This is a genomic window from Spirillospora sp. CA-108201, from assembly GCF_050936235.1.
Lineage (GTDB): Bacteria > Actinomycetota > Actinomycetes > Streptosporangiales > Streptosporangiaceae > Spirillospora.
In genome coordinates this window covers 6,626,459-6,645,118 of the sequence record NZ_JBNJNE010000001.1, presented here as the reverse complement: position 1 = coordinate 6,645,118, position 18,660 = coordinate 6,626,459, and the positions used below count along the sequence as shown (strand labels likewise).

The window sequence follows — 18,660 nt, the reverse complement described above, 5'->3', positions numbered from 1 at the left end:
GTCTGAAGCCTTGGACAGGCGAGACACCGTGAAAACGCATGCGAGTGTTACGGTCTCGGCACCGTGCAGGTGCAAAGTTCGCGCATGCACGCTTACATAGGGGCGGTGTGATCCGGCATTCACCCCGCACGTCACGGACACGCGCGGCGAGCCGTCCGGCGGGCCGGTTCGCGTTCCCCCCAGTGGAAGGGCTGCGAACGTGGGTGTGGATAGGCCCCCGGGTGTGCCAGACAAAGGCCCCGAGACCACCGACAAGCCCACACCACCAGATAGCGGCAGTGAGTCTCCGTCCACTACTCCCGGAGCGGACGGCAAAACCCCCCGCATGGACAGCCTCCGAGCAGCGGGCTGGAAGTTCCCTGAACGGCCGGACGCCGGCAATGGACAGCGCGACGACCGTGAGGACCAATCCGACGAGTCCTCCTCCGCCGCCTCAGCTGGCGAGAAGCCGAAGACCCTCGCCGGCCCGTCAGCCGAATCCGGCGCCAAGGACAAGGAGAAGCCGGAGACCGGCGACACCGAAGGCGGTTCCCAGCCGCTCGAAGAGCAGGGCCGCGACAAGACCGACCTGGCCCAGAGCGGCAACGGCGGCGCAGAGGCGGAGGAGTCCGTCCAGGCCAAGCCGGAGGACCCGCGTCAAGTCGAGGGTGAGCGGGAGGACGACGACCGCGGGTCCGGGGCCGGCCAACCCCAGACCGACGAGACGGGAGGGCAGGACGACCGCGACGAGGATCCGCCCCCTCAGGACAACGCCGACGCCAGCAGCACCGGCGACAGAATCGACGGTGACAACTCCGAGGACTTCGACCCGCCCTCACCTCAGTCTTCTGAGCAACGGCCCGACCCCCGCCTCGAGACCACCGACGACCCCGCACCAATTCAGAGCACCCCTCCGGCCGACTCCTCCCAGCCACCCGCCCAGCCCCACTCCCGCCTGCAAAGCCTGGCCTTGGCCCGCGCGGAACAACTGGCGGCCGCGGAACGCAACCGAGCCATCTTCCAAGACACCCAGGCCAGCAACGACGGTGGCCAGAACGCCACTGGTCCACAAGGCGACGCGAGCTTCCCGCCGCACAGCGCAACCTCACCCCAGGACAGCAGCGGACAGCCACCAAAGCCCCCAGGGGCCAAGGCATCCATCGGTGACACGAGCGACGGCGATCCGCCCGACAACCGCCACCAGCCTCCTTCTCCCAGCACCGCGGAGGCGACCGAGCCCCGTATGCCAGAAGACGAGAAGACCGGCTCCTCCCCTGGTGAGCAGCAGGGTGTGCAGGAGGCAGCGGAGGTGGCGAACGGGAACGGCGAGACCGCCACCGAACCCGGCGGCCGCGATGCCTCGCGTCCCGAGCCGAAGGGTGGCAAATGGGTCGATGAGATGCCGCCCGCAGAGGCACTCGAGAAGGTCCCAGATAAGTGGGGGGACGGCAGTCCGAACAAGAAGGGTGTCGGCCGCCGCTGGACCGACCCAGAGAACCGTGGGAACGGAATCAGGATAGATGAGGGGGATCCGAACAACCCCCAGCCTGCTCAACAGGTCGACCATGTCGTTGTTCGCGTCAACGGAAAAGTCATCGGCCGAAATGGGCAGCCATTGGAAGGGTCCATCAAGGAGAACTGGGATCAGGCCCATGTCCCCTTGTCGGAGTGGTTGAAATGGGATAGTTGGAGATCTCCGTGATGGCTGCTAGGGTCAATCTCGTGGTCGTACAGTTCCCTGACATGCGTCGTGCTGTCATCGAGGCCCTACAGGCGCTTTCGGATCCGGAGTATCAGCGTCGCGTCTGGGTGGAGCGCACCTACCCCCAGCCAGGCTTCTACGATGACCTGACCCACAATGTCAACGTCCTCTACGACGACACCTCGGTCGCAGAGGACCCGCGAGCTCAGATCGGTGTGACGCTTGAGAGTGAGGCAGAGGCTGCGGCAATCGAAAGTCTGACCGCTGTCCTAGATCCTCTCTTGGACTCCTTGCCCACCAAACTCGAAGACGCTCAAGTGATCTCCCGGCCCGAATGGAGTGCCGTTGTGAGGGCGGCGCAGGCGGCTGTCGGCATCATTCAATGAGTACCGTGTCGCCTGATCGTTGAGCCGCACGGGGCCGCCCCCGCCACCGCACGCACGGGGCCCGGGTGGCGTTCCGCCTACCCGGGCCCTTCGCGCGTAGCGCGGTGTGCTGTCCTCGCCGGTCTACCAGCGGCGTTTCACACTGCCGCCCATGATGCGGCATGCGCGCTCGTCGTCGGCATTCAGGAAGACGACCGGCAACTCCGTGACGCCGGTCTGCCGGGCCTTGTGGAGCCGGTGCCATCCGTCGATCACGATCGGCGTCCCCACTTCGGGAAGCGGGACGGCCAGGAGCGGGTGGGACAGATCTACCGTCTCCGCGTGATCTTGGTCGACGCGGATGAGTGCGCTGAGCGCGCCGATCTCTGAGACCCTCGCGTGCGTAACTGAATACCGGGTCGCAGCTCGCGCGGCCAGCGCGACATCCCATGCCCAGCCGAGCAGGACGAACACCTGGTCGTGAGGATCATGTTGCGTGCTGTGCGAGGTCGTTCCGGTCGCGTCACCGGACATGTAGCGTCTCCTTCGTCATGACAACCTCATCGCGTTGGGTGGGGTCGTGAGACCCCGAGTCATGACGGGGCGGACGGGCCGTTACCCGTCCGCCCCGCCTACGGGGTTACGCGGCGTCCGTGCTGTCCCCGTCGCCGCTACCGGTGGTCGCCCCCGAGTTAGCCGGGTTGGCCGCGCGGAATCGGCGGGGGCGCTCACAGGTCAGAACCGCCTCGCCTCGTCCCACGAGGGTGTCGAGAGCGTTGGCGACGGCACCTGACGACCGGTCCAGGACCTTGGCGATCTCCCCCGGCGTGAACTCCTTGTCCGGGTGCGCGTTCAGGTGCTCAGCGATGAGGGGCCGCAGCGGCGACGGCGCGCCCCGGTCCCCGGCCGCGCGAGGTGCGCGCATTCCCGCACCCGTCCGAGTTCCCGTGGTGGTTCGGGTGGTGCGGCGGACGCTCCCGACGTAGCGCGCGATGTCCTCCATGCCGCGCGTGACCTGCTCATCGTCGTCGGCTGCGATCGCGGCGAGGGTGGTGGTGACCGTGCTCAGCAGGTCGGTGAGGACCACGCGCGCGGTCTCGCGCTGCTCCACCTTCCGCAGTTCGGCGTCGACCCGTGCGCGCCGCTCGGCCTCCTCTTCCTGCGCCTTACGGAGCGACTCAGCCGCCGCAGACCGCCGGTCGGCTTCGTCCGCCAGGACCTGCATGGCGGTCGCGAGTGTGTCCGGTGAGATGACACCCGACCCGGTGGCGGTCTCCGGCTCTGCTGGGGTGTCGGTGGTGCGGTCGTCCGCCGAGGCGATCGGATCGGGGTCGACGGCCCCGGTAGCGGCCATGGGGGTGACCGGGGACCACACGTCAGGGGTACGGCCCCGACCGGTGCCTTCACCGGCCGCCCTGACGGCGCGCCCGGCCTCCTCGAACGTCGTCAGGGACTTGGTCACCGTCGCGCGGCTGGTCCCCGACGCCTCGGCCAGCGCCGTCACCGTCGCGCCGTCCGGCGCGGCATTCAGTGCGTCCCACACGGCCCCGGCCGCACCGGTCGGGCGTTCGTCCGCCGCGCCGTTCGTCGGGGCGGTGGTGGCCGTGTCAGCCGTTGCGGTGATGTTGGTGTTCGCCATTGTCTTTGCCTCCTGAATGGCGGCCGATTCGGCGGGGCTTTCCCGCCTGGCGTCGTCCGCCATGACGACCATTTCTCGACGCCGCTACGAACGCAACACGGAGCGCCGACAAATTGTGTCGCCGTAACGACTGGAGAGGCTTACCTCAGTAAACGATACTTTAGGGATCGACCGGTCTCGGCGACAGCGCCCGGGACTCGCCCCAATCCCCAAACGCCAATGCGCCGACTTCTCGGGCTCTAGCCTCAGCTCTCCACAGGGCAATGGATGCGCGGAATACTGTGCGCTTACAGCAGTCAACCCGGAAGGGGCGGAGTTCTTTTTCTGCCAGGTAGCCGGCAAACGACTCCTTGCGGCCGACCACACCCCTTCGCATGCCCCCGTGGGGGTATCCGGTCGCATCGCCGCCCCACCCAGTGTGCGTGCTGACCTGCGTCGATACCGCTGGGAGGAGGGAGCGCTCATAGACAGCCCCCCGGTTGCTCCCCCGACCGCGCCCCCCGTTGCCCCCGCCCATCCGCGGCTCCCTCAACAAGGGAAGGTCCCGTCTGCACCTGGCGAAGGTGCAGACGGGACCTGAGCGTGGTCCTAACCTGGAGGGCGGGACCAGCCTGCTATGGACAGGCTGGTCCCGCTCTAATCGGTCAGGTTGGTTGGTGTGACCAGCGGTGATTCCTTGTGCGGCTTGTCGACGCAGATCAGGTCCGCCCAGACGGTGTGGCCCTCGATCGGGCTGCCGTGGACGCCCAGCATCGCCGCCAGTTGCGAGACCGCCCACAGGCCACGTCCGCTCTCGCTCTCGCCTCGACAGTCGAGCGGGTCGTATCTCACCGTCGGATATCCGCCGCCGCCCAGGTCACCGACTCCGACGTAGGCCAGTCCGCCGAGCACCAGCTCGACGGTGAACCGTCCTCCGTGCTGGCCCGATCGGGTGTGACGGATCGCGTTGGTGGCCAGCTCCGTCACGACGAACCCCACGTCCGAGGCGATCGAGGTCTCGGCGAACAGGAACATCGCGAACTGCCTCGCCACCGGAATCTGGTCCGCTCGCCCCGGAAAGACGCGCCGCCATGACATCGACGCTCCCATGACCGACGCCTTGGGTTCGAGATCGATTCTCGCCATTCCTTGAATCCTCCTGACCGGTGCGCACGCAGCTGCCGTTCTTTCGGCCACTGTTGATACGCGCGAACCGGCCCCAATCAAGTATCCACTCCAATCGAGATGTCAAGCCCGTGGACTTTGATCCCGCTGACATACCCTCAAGGGCGAGCGAATAATAGTTGACACTTCTTCTACTTAAGCATCATTCAAGATTCCCCTTGAGTATTTACGACTGGCGGGTGGTAAACACTCAGAGCCTCGGTGACCTCCAGGAGTTGAGCCTTGGGAAAGTGAATTTGTGCCCAGCAGGAGGGGACCACTCTTCGCTCGTCGGCTACGAGATAGACGAAGACCTCCCAGGCGTCCGCACGCGTCCATCGGCTGAGCCGGTCCTTGATCTGCGGCAGGACTCTCGCGAGCATGTCCAGCATCGCTCGCGCATCCTCAGCGGGCATCTTGAGCCACACCTGTCCGGCGTAGAAGTCGGCGTGCCGCTGCCGTCCCGGGCCAGTCGCCCATCCAGGTCCGCATCTGATGGACGCCCCCAAGTCCTGGCAGCAGCCACCTGTTCGCAGTCCTAACGCCCACAGGCGACGAACCAGCGGAACCATGTCGAGGTCGATCTCCACATCGTCGCCGGCCGGGGTGGTGAGAGCCATGGACGGATGGATGTTGGCTATGTCAAACACTCTTCTGCCTCCGTGAGGTGCCGTCGCACCACGCGTTGCGTGGCCCCGTCGGTGTCGGGGTAGGGCATCCAGCGAAGGCTCTGCTGCAGGTACCACTCGCAGATCCAGATGCGATGCCAGCCGCCCGCCCAGGACTCCGCCGGCAGGCCCCCGCGGTTCGCGGCGGCGCTCTCCGATCCGCCGGCGGCGATGTAAGCGTCGATCATCTCCGCGATGGCCTCGGTATCGAGCGGCAGCGGGGTGTCGCGCCACGACGCCAGGTCCAGCAGCCCGGGGCCGATAAAGGACCGTGCCCAGTCCAGGACGCGCACACCCTCAGGGCCCGCGTGAATCGAGGTGGGGTGGAACTCGCTGTGGCACATGCCGAACGGTGGTGTGGTCGTCCCCACGGCGCGCTTATCGGCGACGGCGGCAAGCCGTCCTAGGGAGTGCCGGATGTCGGCCGTGTCCGTCCAGCGTCCAGCCTCTTGGAGGCGGGTCAGCGAGCCGAGTGCGCGGCCCGGCAGTGACCCGAGTTCCTGGGCGTCCATAACGGGGAGGCCCAGCATCGGCGGGCAGACATGGACCGCTACCGCAGTGGCTGCCCCCAGATACAGCGATGTGTCTTCTTCGGAGTGCTCACCCAGGTCCTCCAGCAGCATCCACAGGTGATCTTCACCCTGTCGGTCGGAGGCGAGAACCGTTGGTACTGGTACGCCGTGGTGCGCCGCATATTCCAGGACACGTGCTTCGCCAGTGAACGGGGCGACGGCGGACTTGAGGATGACTGTGGTGCCGTCGTCCAGGTGGACGCGCTCAACGGCCGACAGCGTCCAGACATGGATGGGATCGCGGCTGACGGTTCGGCGAGGGCTCAGTGGGCTGGCAGCGAGCAGGGCCGAGAGGACCGGCGAGGGAGCGGACACCGGGTCCGCTCCCTCGGGTCCCTGAACGCTACTTGCCACAGGCTTCGATCCGCTCGATCCAGTCATCCCCGAACTGTCGCAGTTCCCGGCGGAACTCGCCGAGGTCCACGCCGAACGGCACGATCGCACCTCCCCGCATGTCGACTTGGGACTGGCAGCCGTGCACCAGCCGTCCTCCGAGCGCGGCGTTGGCCTTGGTCGCCTCCACACGCCGGGCTTCGTCGAACCAGGTGCCGTGGTAGAGCTCGTCGACCAGCTGCGCCTCGTCGTGGTCGAGGCCGTAGATGACCTTGCAGGCGATGGGGAACATCCAGGCCGGTCCGACGTTGCTGATCCTGCCGTTCTGCTCGACGCGGTTGAGGGCCATTACGGTGCCCAGCTCGCGCAGCATCCGCAGGTGTTCGGGACGCACGCCGAGCGCAATGAGGCCCGGCTCGTTCAGGTACTCGTCCCTGAAGATGTAGGCGGTTGCCTCCCAGGCCACCGCGAGCACCTCGGCGGGGTCGGTGGTCGTCCTGCCGTGTGTCCGGACGAAGTCCAGGGCCATCTGCTCGACCGCGGTGCTCTCAGTCTCGCGGGCGGTCAGAAGCTCGGCTTCGACGCCGCGCCAATCGCAGATGATCCACGACGGGTTCTCGTACCGGAAGAAGTAGCGGGCCGGGTCGATGGTGATGACCTTGCCCTCGACCGAGACGCCGTCGATGCGGTTCCAGCCGAGGTGGAACGACTCGGGGAGTTCCGCCCTGATGAGGGGACGGGCATCGGAGATCGTGGTCATGGTTGCTCCCTAAAGTTCTTGTCGATGATGCGCGAGGTCACAGGTGGTGCCGGGACGGAGTTCTCGCCTCTCCTATGGCCAGCTGAATCGCGTGTCGATCTGCGGTGAGCGGCACGGGGCGGAGCGCGACAGTGCTTGTGCCTGACGGCGGTCTCGATTCCGTTGGCCGCTCTGGTCAAGCCCCCCATGAGGTGGTTCCAGGCTCGGGAGCGGGCGGGCTGACGGAGAGGAAAGCCGGAATGAGCTCGAAGCGCCTCGGCCAGGTCGCCGCCGCCGATGCCGTTGGTCATGACTTGGCCTGCTTCAGTCGCCGGAGCTCTCGGCGGAGAGCCTCGGGCGTATCGGCTTCCACCACGTCCTGCTCGTGGTACCTGTCGGCAGGCAGAGGGCCGCACAACGCCCACCAACGGAGCTGGTCGGTGCGCATCACGCGCCATCCGGGGAACTCGGCTTGAAGTGCGGCTTTGATCGCCTCAGGCGAGATCGCGGCCGGGTCGGTCGCTGCGGTCATGGCATGACTTCCGTGAAGCAAGACTTGGCGGGGGCAGGCGGCGGACCGTACTCGGCAGCCGCCGCGCGCCGCCGGCCATTGCGGCCACGGCTCGCCTTCACAGGGGCTGCGGTTCGCTCCACCGTCCGCGCTGTCGCAAGGCGCATCGACCTGCTGTTGCGTGGTCATCGGTCTCACCTCCCGCCGCACAGCGAACCGGACCCACATGGGCTCCCATAAGGCGTGCGGACGGGGGTGGTGCGTGAACTGGGGGGCGTGCGCGCAGGTCAAGTCCTCGGCGGCCGTCGAGAGCCCGTGCGAAACTGCAAGCCACCGGTAGCCCGTGAAGGACGGCCATGCCACGTAAGGACAGGCAGCCCAACCGCGCACTCGCCACACTCATCACAGAGGCGGGCTTCTCCAACAAGGGATTAGCGGACCGCGTCAACCGGGTCGGCAGGCTACGAGGCGTATCGGAGCTCCGCTATAACCACAGCTCGGTCACCCGGTGGCTTCGCGGCGAGCAGCCTCGGTCACCCGTACCGCAGCTGATCTGCGAAGTCCTCACCGTCGAACTCGGACGGCGCGTCACCGTCGCCGACATCGGTATGAAGACGTCCAAGGTGCCAACTGGCGTCGGCCTCGAGCTGCCGACCACACAGTGCAACAGCGCCCGCATCGCCGGCCTGCTTTGGAAGGCTGACAACGAGCAACACCGACGCCTACTCGAGTGCGACTTCGATCAGTCCGCGTTCACCGCCGCCGCGCTGCGCTGGCTTGTCGGCCCCTGGGACCCCACACCCCTCCAAGGCACCGGCCGACGCATCGGCGCGGCCGATGTCGAGGAGATACGGGAGGTGACTCACGCCTTCCGGATCCTGGACAACCGGCTCGGCGGTGGCCACGTTCGCGTGCCCGTCATCGAATACCTGCACACACACGTCGGTCCGATGCTCCGCGACGGAAGGTGCACTGAGGAAGTCCGGCGTCAGCTCTTCAGCGCCGCGGCGGACCTGACCAAGGTCGCAGCCTGGCTCTATCACGACCTCGACAAACAGGGTCTCGCACAGCGATACCTCATCCAGGCCCTGGCCATGGCCAAGTTCGCCGGCGACGTTTCCCTCGGCGCTGAGATCCTCGCCGCCATGAGCCAGCAGTGCCTGTACGTAGCTCAGCCCGGGCGAGCCGTCGACTTGGCCCGGACCGCTCAAACCGCCGCGCAACGCGCCGGGATACCCGTCCTCATGACCGAATGCCACGTCATGGAAGCCCGCGGATACGCTGCCCAACGCGAATCTCGCGCCTGTGCTCACGCCCTGACAAGGGCCGAAAGCACCTTCGAGCGCACCACAAGCACCAAGGCGCCAGCCTGGCTGGGCTATTTCGATCAGGCATACTTCGCCGCCAAGATCGCCCACTGCTTCCGGGACCTCGGCGAACCCGCCAAGGCTGAGGATTACGCCACCAGGTCCCTCAACATGGACCCGACCTATCAACGTGGCAAGGCGTTCAACATCGCTGTCCTGTCGATGACGCTTGCCGCCCAGGGCAAGGTCGACGAGGCGTGCACGCAAGGCCGTATCGCTATCAACCTCGCTGCGGGACTCACGTCCGCCCGGGTGTACCGCTACATCCGCAACGTCGACCGGTCACTCGCGCCCTACGGCGACGAGCGGCCGGTACGCGACCTCAGGGAGTACGCGGAACAGCGGTTGCCCGCGCTGCGACCGCGTGGAGGACACCCATGACTGTTGCCGCCCCAACAATCTCGCCCTTCCTGATCAGCCGCTGCGCCTCGTCCAACGCCATCCAGCGAACCTCTTCGGCCTCGTCGACATGCGGTTCGCCCACCAACTCCGCCCCGTGAGCGACGTACAGATCCTGCGGGGCATCCGCCGACCCGACCATGGGCTGGAACGAATACGCGAACTCCACGCTGCGGGGGCGCCAGCCCGTCTCCTCCTCAGCCTCCCGGGCAGCCGCGATGACGGGGTCTTCCCCGGGCTCGACATATCCGCCGGGAATCTCCCAGTCCCATCGGTCCAGGATGAACCGGTGCCGGTAAATGAGCAGGATGTTCTCCCCCGCCTCGTCCAGCACCGCCGTCATCACGCACCGGGGCATCTTGAATACGTACTGGTCGAAGACCACGCCGTTCGGGAGCTCGACGTTGGCGATCGACAGCCGGATGTGCCGGTTCTCGTCCACCACCCGCTCACCGTGGATCGTCCACCGAGTCCGCTCAACCGGCTCCTCACGCCTCACCGCACCGACGCTACCAACCCCGACAAACCGATCAGCCCCAGCTGGCCAGGTACGCCAGAGCAGTGGCTTGTCTCCGGGAGGACAGCAGACGGCGGATCGTCCCGGAGCGACGATGGGCCGGTGAGTACCTCAGCGACGCCGGGGCCGGTGATGACGGCCCGTAAGAAGCGAGGGCTGGAGATCGACGCGCGTGAGGCCGAGCTTCAGTCCCGACGGAGCGAGTTCGACCGCGAACGCTCCCGAATCTTCCAGGAGACTGGGCAGAAGCTCAAGAAGGATTCCTGGAGCGAGGAGGAGCGGGCAGTACGCGCTGAGCTGGATGCGCTGGCGGGCGAACGTGCCGCACTGCTCTCACAGATTGATGCCGAGATGGCCGAGCTGCGGCCGCAACAGGCTGAATTCACCCGGCTCCGCACTGCTGGCAAGGCGGGAAGCCAGCGCAAGAAGCTTCCGGTCACCAAGGCAGAGCAGGAGCTGCGCAACAAACTGGCGTTGCTGCAAAGCGAGCGTGCCCATATCGACGGCACCGCGCGACGCGACCGGGAGACGGCCCGGCAGCAGGAAGCGGTCTGGAACACGGTCCTGGACGCAACGAGCTGGGATTCCTCGTTCTGGTGACTGCTTGGTCGCCCAATGCGGCGCGGCCTTCGATCCCACGCAGCAAAGCTGGCGGACAAGGGCTGAGCACTCGACGCCCTACTCATCCTTGTAAGGGGCAAGGTACGCCCGTTGACGCCTTAACGATCTTGATAGGGCTGGGCGAGACGGTCGTAGGTTGGCGCATGTGGGTCGTTATGACTTGATCGCGTATGCGGGCAATGCGGAGGATGTCGTACTGATGCGCGCCTTCGCCGGCCAGTGGGACGGATTTTTCGTGGACGTCGGTGCCGGCGAGCCCATCAGCGGCTCTCTGACCAAGAATCTTGTGGACTGCCTCGGCTGGCGAGGCGTCAACATCGAGCCGTTGCCCGAGCGCCACTCACGCCTCCGGCTGGCCCGGCCGAACGACGTTAACCTGCGCGTGGCTGTGGGAGATGAGCCGGGTACCACAACGTTCTTCCGAGTGCTTCCGGGGCGGGGGAAGACTGGTGGCGGTGGTCTCAGCACCCTACGCAGAGATGTCCTAGAGGGGCATCTCGCGGATGGTTGGCACTACGAGGAGTTGAGCGTTGAGGTTGTCCCTCTGGAGACGATCCTCGACGCGTACACGAAACCGGGATTCGACCTGCTGAAAGTCGACGTGGAGGGGGCGGAGGCCGCCGTGTTGCGGTCGGCCGATCTGCGAGCGTGGCGGCCGCGAGTGATCGTGGTCGAGGCGACCATGCCGCTGACGACCCGGCCGAGTCACCAGGAGTGGGAGCCCCATGTCCTCGGGGCCGGGTACGGGCTGGCGCTTTTCGACGGCCTCAACCGCTTCTACGCGCGAGACGACGAGGCTGACCTCCTTGCACGGCTTGCCGTGCCCGCGAACGTGCTGGACAACTACATCCCGTATGCGTGCGCCCGCCGGGCCGGGCTCATTCCGCCAGAGTGAGCAGATCAGGACGACGGTCGCCCAGCCACTGCCTAATCCACCGGCCGTCGCTGTCGGCGAGCCCGAGGGACGGGGTGTCGATGAGGCGGCGCAGCATCATCAATGGCAGCAGCGCGTTCAGGGCGTCCTGGTCGACGGCCTCGCTGCCGTAACCCTCGATGAGCGGGCCGGGAGCTGCCCCGCGAGGCATGTCGACGGCAAGGCACCAGGCGAGGTCGAGCATCGGTGGTCCAGATTCGGTCGCGCCCGGGTCGAGCAACCCGGTGAGGACGTCCCCGTCGAACTGCGCGTTGTGGCACACCGCGACGTCGCCATGGATCGCGGTCATGGGTAGGCCCTGGCAGGCTGCGGCGAAGTGCTCGGCGATGGCCGGGTAGGCGTCCGGGGCAGCGGTTCGTGCCCAGCCCAGCAGAACACCCAGCGCGCCGGGATCGTCCAGGCGCAGGCCGTCACCGGGGGGTTGGCAGTGCCAGAGGCGAAGCTGGCGGCCTAGTTCCCGCTGCTGTTCAGCTGTCGGCCGGTCCGCAGGCGTGCCAGGTAGGCGTTCCAAGACAGCCCACCACGCCTCCCCGACTGTTCCGACATCCAACAGCCGTGGCGCCCGGATGCCTGCCGTAACGCGCAGCTCCTCAAAGCTGCGGACCGTTTCCAGCCGTTCGTGACGTCGTCGGCGTACCTTCACCACCGTCCGAACACCCGGCACGACACCGCCGGTTCCGAGCGTCCGCAACGCGGCCGCCAGGTCGCGCGAGCCGTCGAACGCCGAGCTGGCCAGTGCGCCCCGAATCGCCGACTCGACAAGAGCGTCGGACACGCGGCCGGTCGCAATCAATGCACGGCGGTCGCCTGCGTCCGGAGGCCCGCAGATCGGTGCCTTCAGCCGTGCCAGCACCTCCGACCAGCGACGCCGCGCGGATCCCGGATCGTCCAGCCACTCGACGGCGCTGAAGTCGGCGTCCAGCCCCGCCCACAACTGGGTCACCGGTGCCCAGGCTGGGAGGCAGTCCTCACCCAGGCTCTGTGCGGTGCGAGCCGCCTGCCTCATGCGGCCACCGGAGGCGTCCAGCAGAACTTGCAACGTCTCGACGGGCAGCAGCTCACGGGAGGCTCCGAGATCCCCGAATCGGCGCGCCGCCACTTCAAGAAGTCCGATGGCCGCTCGGCGTTCGCCGCGAAGCGCCCGTGCCATCGCCTCGGCCATGTCGCACTGGGCGAGCCCGATCGGTTCGCTGGCGGAGCTGTTCAGGTCCCGCGCGCGGCCGAGCAACGACAGCGTGCGGTCTGGGTCGAACCACATCAGCGCCAGCAGCAGGTGCCGCAGCGCGCGCGCCTCCCACAGCGGGGCATTGGCTTCGCGCGCCGCTTGCAAGGTCGACTCGAAGAACTGGGCTGCTTCGGCGAACTGCGCGTTGTGCAGGTAGGTGTGGCCGAGCATGTCAGCGACCCGCACTTGGTCGGGGCCCGTCTGCGATGCACCGTCCATCAGCCGCGCGACGGACCGGTAGTCGCTTCGGCGTAGCGCGTTATCGGCCAAGCCGAACCGCCCGCTCGCACCGATCAGCGAAGCGGGCTCGATTCCGGACAGGTGGTCGGCGGCCTCCTCAACGTGGCCGACAATGTGTGCGCGGCTCGCCAGTTCGTGCCGGAAGTAGTCGGCGTACGGACCCACGGGTTCACCGATCAACTCACGCAGCGCCCGGTACCTCTCCTCGACGTTGACGTCGCCGCGTGCCGCCAGCCGCGCGACCGCGGTCAGTCGCGCCAGTTCCTGCGAGCCAGACAGCTCTGGAAGGGACACCAGCACCTGCCAATGCCCGAGCACGGTGAGGCTGTAGGCGATGTCGCCGATGGACTCCGGCGCCAGCCGATGTTCGTCCGCCGCACGCAGAACGAGCAGGAACGCCGCCACACATCGCCTGCTCCGCACGCCCAAGGGCAGCGGGTGGTCAGCATCGTCGTCCCAGACCGCCAACGCGACGCGCGTCAGATGCTCGATCGCCCGTTCGGTGTTCCGGGCCCTCTCCGCTTGTGTCCAGCTATCGTCGGTGTCCGCGTCGCATTCGATGACGCTGCGGCGCAGGTTTTCGTGCAGCCGGTACGGCGGCCACACCGTCTCGTCCCGCCGGACGAACGGGCGTTGCACGAACCGCTCGATCTGCCGGAGCCGCAGATGTGGCAGCACCGCTTGCAGGACGTCCTCATCGAACGCTTCCAGCAGCGCCGCGGTCCGCAACAGGTCACGGTCGGGCGCGGACAAGTCCCGCATCGTCCGCAGCACCAACTCAGGAAACCCGAGCCCGAACGAATCGGCGGGCGGCGCTTGGCCCCGTGCCAGGTACTGCCCGAACAGTCCGGCCGAGAGATCAAGGTAGAGCGGCGACCCGCCCGATCCCGCGATGATCCGTTCCCTGATCCCGGACCCGATCGCCGGGGTCCCGTTCACGGTGAGCCGCGCGGTTAGGTATGCCTCGGCCGACACCCCGTCGAACCCGTTCAGGCCGAATTGGTCGCCGTCAGCCAGGCCCGGCCAGCGGCGCTCGCCGCCGTAGGTCAGCGTGACGGCCCTGGCCGGGTCGTGCCAACGCAACGCGAGCCGTCCGGCCGCAAGGAACACCACGTTCGGCGTCAGATACACCAGCCTGGACACCAGGTCCTCCAGGCCACCGCGCTCGGCCGGCAGGCGCTGGACGTTCTCCAGTGTGTCCAACACGCACAACGCCAGCGCCGGATGCTTGCGGCGCGCTCGTTCCAGGTCGGCGGCCAGCAGCACCGGCATGTACCCCAGCATCCGATCCGGGTCCTGCTCACTGAGGATCGGATCGAGCGCGGGCAGATCAGCTCGCAGCCGTTTCAACCGCGCTTTCTGCGTGGCGGTCCGGCCGAGCAGGTTCAGTGCCCGGTACGCGACCGACAGCGCGCCGAAGCCACCGAGGAGTTGATCGACGGCGTTACCCACCTGGTCTGCGACACCGAGCGACTCCGCCGCGTTCTCCTTCCGCAGGAACGCCGTCAGCGATTCGCCTGGGTGCTTACGTTGCCAGTAGACGGCCAGCGCCACATCGAACGCGGGCCACGTTCTCGCCAACGGCGCGAGCGCGGCACGCACTCGCAACAGGACGGCCTCAAAGCTTGAACTGGCAGGGTCGGCGAAGTCCAGCACCGCTTGCGCGCCACGTCGTGGCAGGCCGTCCAGTTCACCGGCCACCGCCAGGCTTGCGACGTGCCGGGCCAGCGTGGACTTACCGATCCCGCCCTCACCGGATACGGCGATGAGGTTGGACGCCGGCCGCTGGAAGTCGAGCAGTTCGTCAACGGTCCACGACCGTTCGGCCAGTTGGACGAACCGGTCCCGAAAGGCCCTGATCTGCACTTCCCGGTTAGTAAAGACATGTTGCACTTCGAATGGAGCGCGCGGCCCGAAGCTGAAGAACTGGTCGACGTCCACGCGGATACCCGATCACATCCCCCTGGTCATGACAACGCCTTGGGCAGTACCGGCCCGTTGCCAAGGCTCGCACGGAACCGGCGCTTGCGCACTTGATGGGCGCTGGTGACTGTCGTCAGTTTCGATTCGACGGCCGCGCGAAGGAATTCAAAAGATTACGAGTCTCGTCGTCGGGTTCGGCGTCGAGCTCATCGAGACGAGTCGTGAGGAGCCGGTAGGTACGGCGGACGGCGTCCGGACGGTCGAGGTGCGCTTGCAGCCGCATGATGTGCCGGTAGAGGGACTCGCAGAAGGGATCATGGGTGATGGCCTGTTCCAACATCATCAGCGCTCGCTCCGGGTCGTCTTCCTGAATGAGCCGGGAGAGGTTCGCGAGGGCGTCGCCGATGGTACGGCGGAGGTACTCGCGATGGCTCTCGGCCCACTCCTGTGTGAGGCCACTTGCGAACTCACCGGTGCAGAGGTCGGCGGCCGCCGTGAGTGCCTTGATGCGAGCAGTGTCGTTGGCGGCCCGCTGGGCGTCAGCCAGGGCGGAGGACAGCTGCCAGAGGTCGATGTCGACGAGGTCAGGATCGATGCGGTATCGGCCGGCACTGTGGATGACGTACATGGGTTCGCTGAGGCCGGTAGCGGCCCGGAGGACGCTGCGGATGTTGCCGACGGCGGTGTTGAATTTCATGACGACACCCTCGGGGCTGTCATCTGGCCAAAGATCGGCATTGGCTCGGTCGCGGGTGACGCCGTCTGGATGCAGGGCGAGATACGCGAGCAGATCACGGGCGCGCTGGCGCAGCCCGGTGTTGATGGGGCCGTCTGCGGTGTGCAGGCGGACGTGCCCGAGCACGCTAAGGCGGACCGGGGGGCGCTGCGCTTCTTCATGCGGACGTGGGGGCGGGACGATGGTCGAGGCAGCATGCGGATTGGGTTCGGGTGTGGGCCCAGTGTCCGCGCCCGATGAGGAGGACGCATCGTCTGCTTCGAAGCCAGTGGCGGTCCGAATGGCTTGCAGCATGCCGGTGGCGTCGATGGTGGTCAGATGGAACAGGTGGGCTCCGGTGAACCGTTCGGCATCGGGGCCGTGAGCGTCCGTAACGGTCGCGTCGCTGGAGAGTTCCACGCCAGTGCCGGACGGCCAGTCGCCGAGGTTGAGAACGCCCATGCCGTAGCGGCGGCCGAGTGTTGCGAAAGCGTGCACGGTGGCGTTATCCGCGGGAACAGACGCGACCAGCAGCACGGTCGGCAGTGGCTCGCCGGGATCAGCTGCACGCAGCGCGGGGACGTCGGGCTGTTCGGTCATCTCCAGGGTTCGGCCACGGCGCAGAAGTTCCAGCTCCATCTTGGAGATGGCCTCGCGCAGGGATGGTGTGACGACCAAACCCTCGAGCGCCGCGGCCAGGTCGGTGATGTCGTCGCCCGGAAAGAGCGCCTGTGCGTCGGCATGTGGGATCACGACCTCGGCGCGGTAGCGGTGGGCCTTGGCCAAGAGTTCGCAGGTAACCGCGCGGGCAGCAGCGTGCGCGCCCTCTCCGGACAGGCCAAGGCTGAGCCCGGGCAGGGGCGCCGTGACAGCGTGGCCGTCACGGGTGCCGACGACCACGTGGTCGGGTTCTTTGGCCAGCAGGTCCTCGTGGACGAGGTCCGAGTCGGACGGGACGGTAGCTTCGCGGACGGCGTAGGTATCCAGGTGCGCCTTGCGGGCCTTGAGGGCCGGGGCCGCTATCGGGGGCTCGGGAACCTGTTGGGAGGAGCCCAGGTCGATCTCCAACGGGCGCCGGCGGCGTCGGTGCAGGCGAGTTGCCGCCACGGCCACGCAGAGCGCAGCAGCGAGACTGAGGCCGATACGTGAGCCGGACGGCAGCGAGATCGCCGACGGCGAATGTGGTTCGTCCTGATCGTGTGGTGCTGAAGGTGTCGGGCTGGCGGGTTGGCGGGCGGGCGGTGCCACAACTGGATTCGGCACCTGCGACGCCGTCGACTCATCGGTTGTTGAGCCCGGAGCTGGAGTTCGGATGCTGCCTGCCTCACCGCGTCCAGACGGCGCCGAGTGACCGGCTCCACGCGGCATCGCTCGCGGGGACGAAGATGCGTCATCTGGTGCGCTCGGTCGTGGGAGCCGTACGTGCTGTCCCGGGTGGAGCACGGCGGGATCGGTAAGGGCGGGGACTCCGTCAGGCTGGTCGATGCCCCGGCTGGATTTGAAGATCTTGGGGTAGAGGGTGCCGGACCCGTAGGTGCGACGAGCGAGGTCCCAGAGGGTCTCGCCTCGCTTGACGATGTGGGTTCGCAAAGGGCGCTGGTCGGCCTCTGGAGGGGGTGAGGGCTCGTCGGCCAGCAGCGGAGTCCAGTCAGATGCAGGTGGTCCTGGGGTCGAGGCATTCAATCCGGGCGACTGATGCTTTGACGTGCCCGGCTCCGGAGCGGCGGCGGCGTGGACGCCGTTCGCAGCGGGGATGTGTGTCGCGGCGGAGGCTGAGGAGGCCAGGGATGCGGCGGCGCTGAAAGTGAGCGTGGCCGTGGCGATCAGGTCCCGAACCAGATGTTGGAGCGGTCGGATCGTGCGCGGCAGGATGGGCCTGGATCGTCCGGCCAGGTAATTCACCACCTCGGCACAGACGCTGACGATGAACAGGCACCATGCGCCCCAGCCGACAAGCCAGAGGGTGGCCAGGAACACGCTCTGGTCGGTGTCCTGCCGCATGAGAGTCGCGCTGACCTCCTCCCAAGACGGGACCCGGTCCGGGAGAGGTGAGCCTCCCGTGGCGTACATCGCGACCGGCCATCCGACCAGAAGGAACACGAAGACCACGAGAGCGGCGAGCCCGCGCGCGAAATCGGCGAGGTGGCTGCGTCCGTTGTAGGTCACGGCTGCTGGGATCCTTCCACTCCGGTGGTCAGGTTCGCGATGGCGGTGCCATCGGCTTGCAGCACGGAGATCCCGATCAGGGACAGGAACTGCGCGGGGCGGGTGATGGAGACGTGGACACGGATCGTCCGTCTTCCAGCCGTGGTCACGGTGCCGGTGTGGTGGCTGGCCCGAAGGTAGGACCGCGCCGCTCGTATCGCGGACTCACGATCCACGACGTACTGCCCGTGGGCATAAGCACGGTTCTGGTCGACTCGTCCGGCGCCGGCGCGGGCGGCTTCCTGGGCAATGGTGTTGGCGTCTTGCCGGGCTTCGAGAACCTGCTCGAAGTCGACGACGGCACCGAAGAACACCAGGACGACCAATGTGATGATGACGGCGAAGACGCTCACACTTCCGCGCTCGGCCTGCTGGTGTAGTGCGCCCACGCGCGGCCGCGACCACGTGAAAACGATCATCGAGCTGTCCGGTAGGGGTCGATCGGTGATCGGTGGGTCTTGGTGACCGTTCGGGCTCCTGGCATCCCGGGTAGCCCGACGTCGCTGAGCCCGATCGCGCAGCTCACCTGCGCGGACACCGTGGCCGACTGCCCGACTCGCCGGTTGAAGCCCGACAGATCGAGTCGGACGGAAGGCGCGCAGTGAAGGCCCCGGTCACGCAAGGTGCGCATCGCGCTGGTTCTCGCTTCGGCTTGTGCCTGATGTGCGGTGCGGGCGATGGACGCTTGCCGCGCGGCGTCGGCAGCGGCTTGTGCGACCACGGCACTGCCATGCGCTACCCGCATCACCACGAGCAGCCCGGCAAGAAGCGTCACGAACACCGGCGCGAGGATCGCGGTCTCGACTACCGCGTTGCCCGCATCGCGCGGACGATTCACACGGGCCAGGGTCTCCCTGCTCACG

At 67.2% G+C, this 18,660-nt stretch carries 17 protein-coding genes; 5 read left to right on the top strand and 12 right to left on the bottom strand.

Annotation, left to right across the window (positions count from 1 at the left end; genetic code table 11):
• Positions 1–325: 325 nt before the first annotated feature.
• Both ACQEU6_RS31995 and ACQEU6_RS31990 read left to right on the top strand, forming a co-directional pair.
• Complete coding sequence (locus tag ACQEU6_RS31995; protein WP_499336795.1) at positions 326–1,681, top strand: hypothetical protein; 1,356 nt, start codon at positions 326–328, stop codon at positions 1,679–1,681.
• Complete coding sequence (locus ACQEU6_RS31990; protein ID WP_499336793.1) at positions 1,666–2,067, top strand: SCO4402 family protein; 402 nt, start codon at positions 1,666–1,668, stop codon at positions 2,065–2,067. Before ACQEU6_RS31995 ends, ACQEU6_RS31990 begins: the two co-directional genes overlap by 16 nt.
• 123 nt (positions 2,068–2,190) lie before the next feature.
• Here ACQEU6_RS31990 and ACQEU6_RS31985 read toward each other — a convergent pair whose 3' ends face one another.
• The 7 genes from ACQEU6_RS31985 to ACQEU6_RS31955 all read right to left on the bottom strand — a co-directional run bounded on the left by ACQEU6_RS31985 (position 2,191) and on the right by ACQEU6_RS31955 (position 7,672).
• On the bottom strand, positions 2,191–2,580 hold the full coding sequence (locus ACQEU6_RS31985) for a hypothetical protein (protein ID WP_499336791.1): 390 nt from the start codon (positions 2,578–2,580) through the stop codon (positions 2,191–2,193).
• A gap of 106 nt (positions 2,581–2,686) precedes the next feature.
• The gene (locus tag ACQEU6_RS31980) at positions 2,687–3,748 is read right to left on the bottom strand and encodes a helix-turn-helix domain-containing protein (RefSeq protein WP_499336789.1); all 1,062 of its coding nucleotides are present in this window, start codon (positions 3,746–3,748) and stop codon (positions 2,687–2,689) included.
• A gap of 573 nt (positions 3,749–4,321) precedes the next feature.
• Positions 4,322–4,810, bottom strand: a complete 489-nt coding sequence (locus tag ACQEU6_RS31975) for an ATP-binding protein (RefSeq protein ID WP_499336787.1) — start codon at positions 4,808–4,810, stop codon at positions 4,322–4,324.
• Positions 4,811–4,995: 185 nt separating this feature from the next.
• Positions 4,996–5,478, bottom strand: a complete 483-nt coding sequence (locus ACQEU6_RS31970) for a hypothetical protein (protein ID WP_499336785.1) — start codon at positions 5,476–5,478, stop codon at positions 4,996–4,998.
• Positions 5,466–6,383: a phosphotransferase gene (locus ACQEU6_RS31965; RefSeq protein ID WP_499336783.1), complete on the bottom strand. Its 918-nt coding sequence runs from the start codon at positions 6,381–6,383 to the stop codon at positions 5,466–5,468. The genes ACQEU6_RS31970 and ACQEU6_RS31965 overlap by 13 nt, the downstream gene beginning before the upstream one ends.
• Positions 6,384–6,411: 28 nt before the next feature.
• Positions 6,412–7,161: a hypothetical protein gene (locus tag ACQEU6_RS31960; protein ID WP_499336782.1), complete on the bottom strand. Its 750-nt coding sequence runs from the start codon at positions 7,159–7,161 to the stop codon at positions 6,412–6,414.
• Between the two features lie 286 nt (positions 7,162–7,447).
• On the bottom strand, positions 7,448–7,672 hold the full coding sequence (locus ACQEU6_RS31955; protein ID WP_499336780.1) for a hypothetical protein: 225 nt from the start codon (positions 7,670–7,672) through the stop codon (positions 7,448–7,450).
• Positions 7,673–8,007: 335 nt separating this feature from the next.
• On the opposite strand from ACQEU6_RS31955, the gene ACQEU6_RS31950 reads away from it, so the two are divergent.
• A complete protein-coding gene (locus ACQEU6_RS31950) occupies positions 8,008–9,399 on the top strand; it encodes an NsdA family TPR-like regulatory protein (RefSeq protein ID WP_499336778.1) in 1,392 nt (463 codons plus the stop codon).
• Here ACQEU6_RS31950 and ACQEU6_RS31945 read toward each other — a convergent pair.
• Positions 9,341–9,862 (bottom strand): NUDIX hydrolase, encoded by a 522-nt coding sequence (locus ACQEU6_RS31945; protein WP_499336776.1) that lies wholly within the window; start codon positions 9,860–9,862, stop codon positions 9,341–9,343. The genes ACQEU6_RS31950 and ACQEU6_RS31945 overlap by 59 nt on opposite strands.
• Positions 9,863–10,036: 174 nt before the next feature.
• Between ACQEU6_RS31945 and ACQEU6_RS31940 the strand changes: the two genes are divergently transcribed.
• Entirely contained in the window at positions 10,037–10,534 is a 498-nt protein-coding gene (locus ACQEU6_RS31940) for a hypothetical protein (protein ID WP_499336775.1), read from the top strand.
• 220 nt (positions 10,535–10,754) lie between these two features.
• Entirely contained in the window at positions 10,755–11,450 is a 696-nt protein-coding gene (locus ACQEU6_RS31935) for an FkbM family methyltransferase (RefSeq protein ID WP_499336773.1), read from the top strand.
• Here the strand turns inward: ACQEU6_RS31935 and ACQEU6_RS31930 are convergent.
• From ACQEU6_RS31930 to ACQEU6_RS31915, 4 genes are all read right to left on the bottom strand, one after another.
• A complete protein-coding gene (locus ACQEU6_RS31930; RefSeq protein ID WP_499336772.1) occupies positions 11,434–14,895 on the bottom strand; it encodes a phosphotransferase in 3,462 nt (1,153 codons plus the stop codon). The two genes, ACQEU6_RS31935 and ACQEU6_RS31930, sit on opposite strands and share 17 nt — an antisense overlap.
• Positions 14,896–15,010: 115 nt before the next feature.
• Positions 15,011–17,758, bottom strand: a complete 2,748-nt coding sequence (locus tag ACQEU6_RS31925; RefSeq protein WP_499336770.1) for an AfsR/SARP family transcriptional regulator — start codon at positions 17,756–17,758, stop codon at positions 15,011–15,013.
• Positions 17,755–18,216 carry a TadE/TadG family type IV pilus assembly protein gene (locus ACQEU6_RS31920; RefSeq protein ID WP_499336768.1) on the bottom strand — a complete coding sequence of 154 codons (462 nt, stop codon included), beginning with the start codon at positions 18,214–18,216 and terminating at the stop codon, positions 17,755–17,757. Before ACQEU6_RS31920 ends, ACQEU6_RS31925 begins: the two co-directional genes overlap by 4 nt.
• A complete protein-coding gene (locus tag ACQEU6_RS31915) occupies positions 18,213–18,659 on the bottom strand; it encodes a TadE/TadG family type IV pilus assembly protein (RefSeq protein ID WP_499336766.1) in 447 nt (148 codons plus the stop codon). Before ACQEU6_RS31915 ends, ACQEU6_RS31920 begins: the two co-directional genes overlap by 4 nt.
• Position 18,660: the final 1 nt, after the last annotated feature.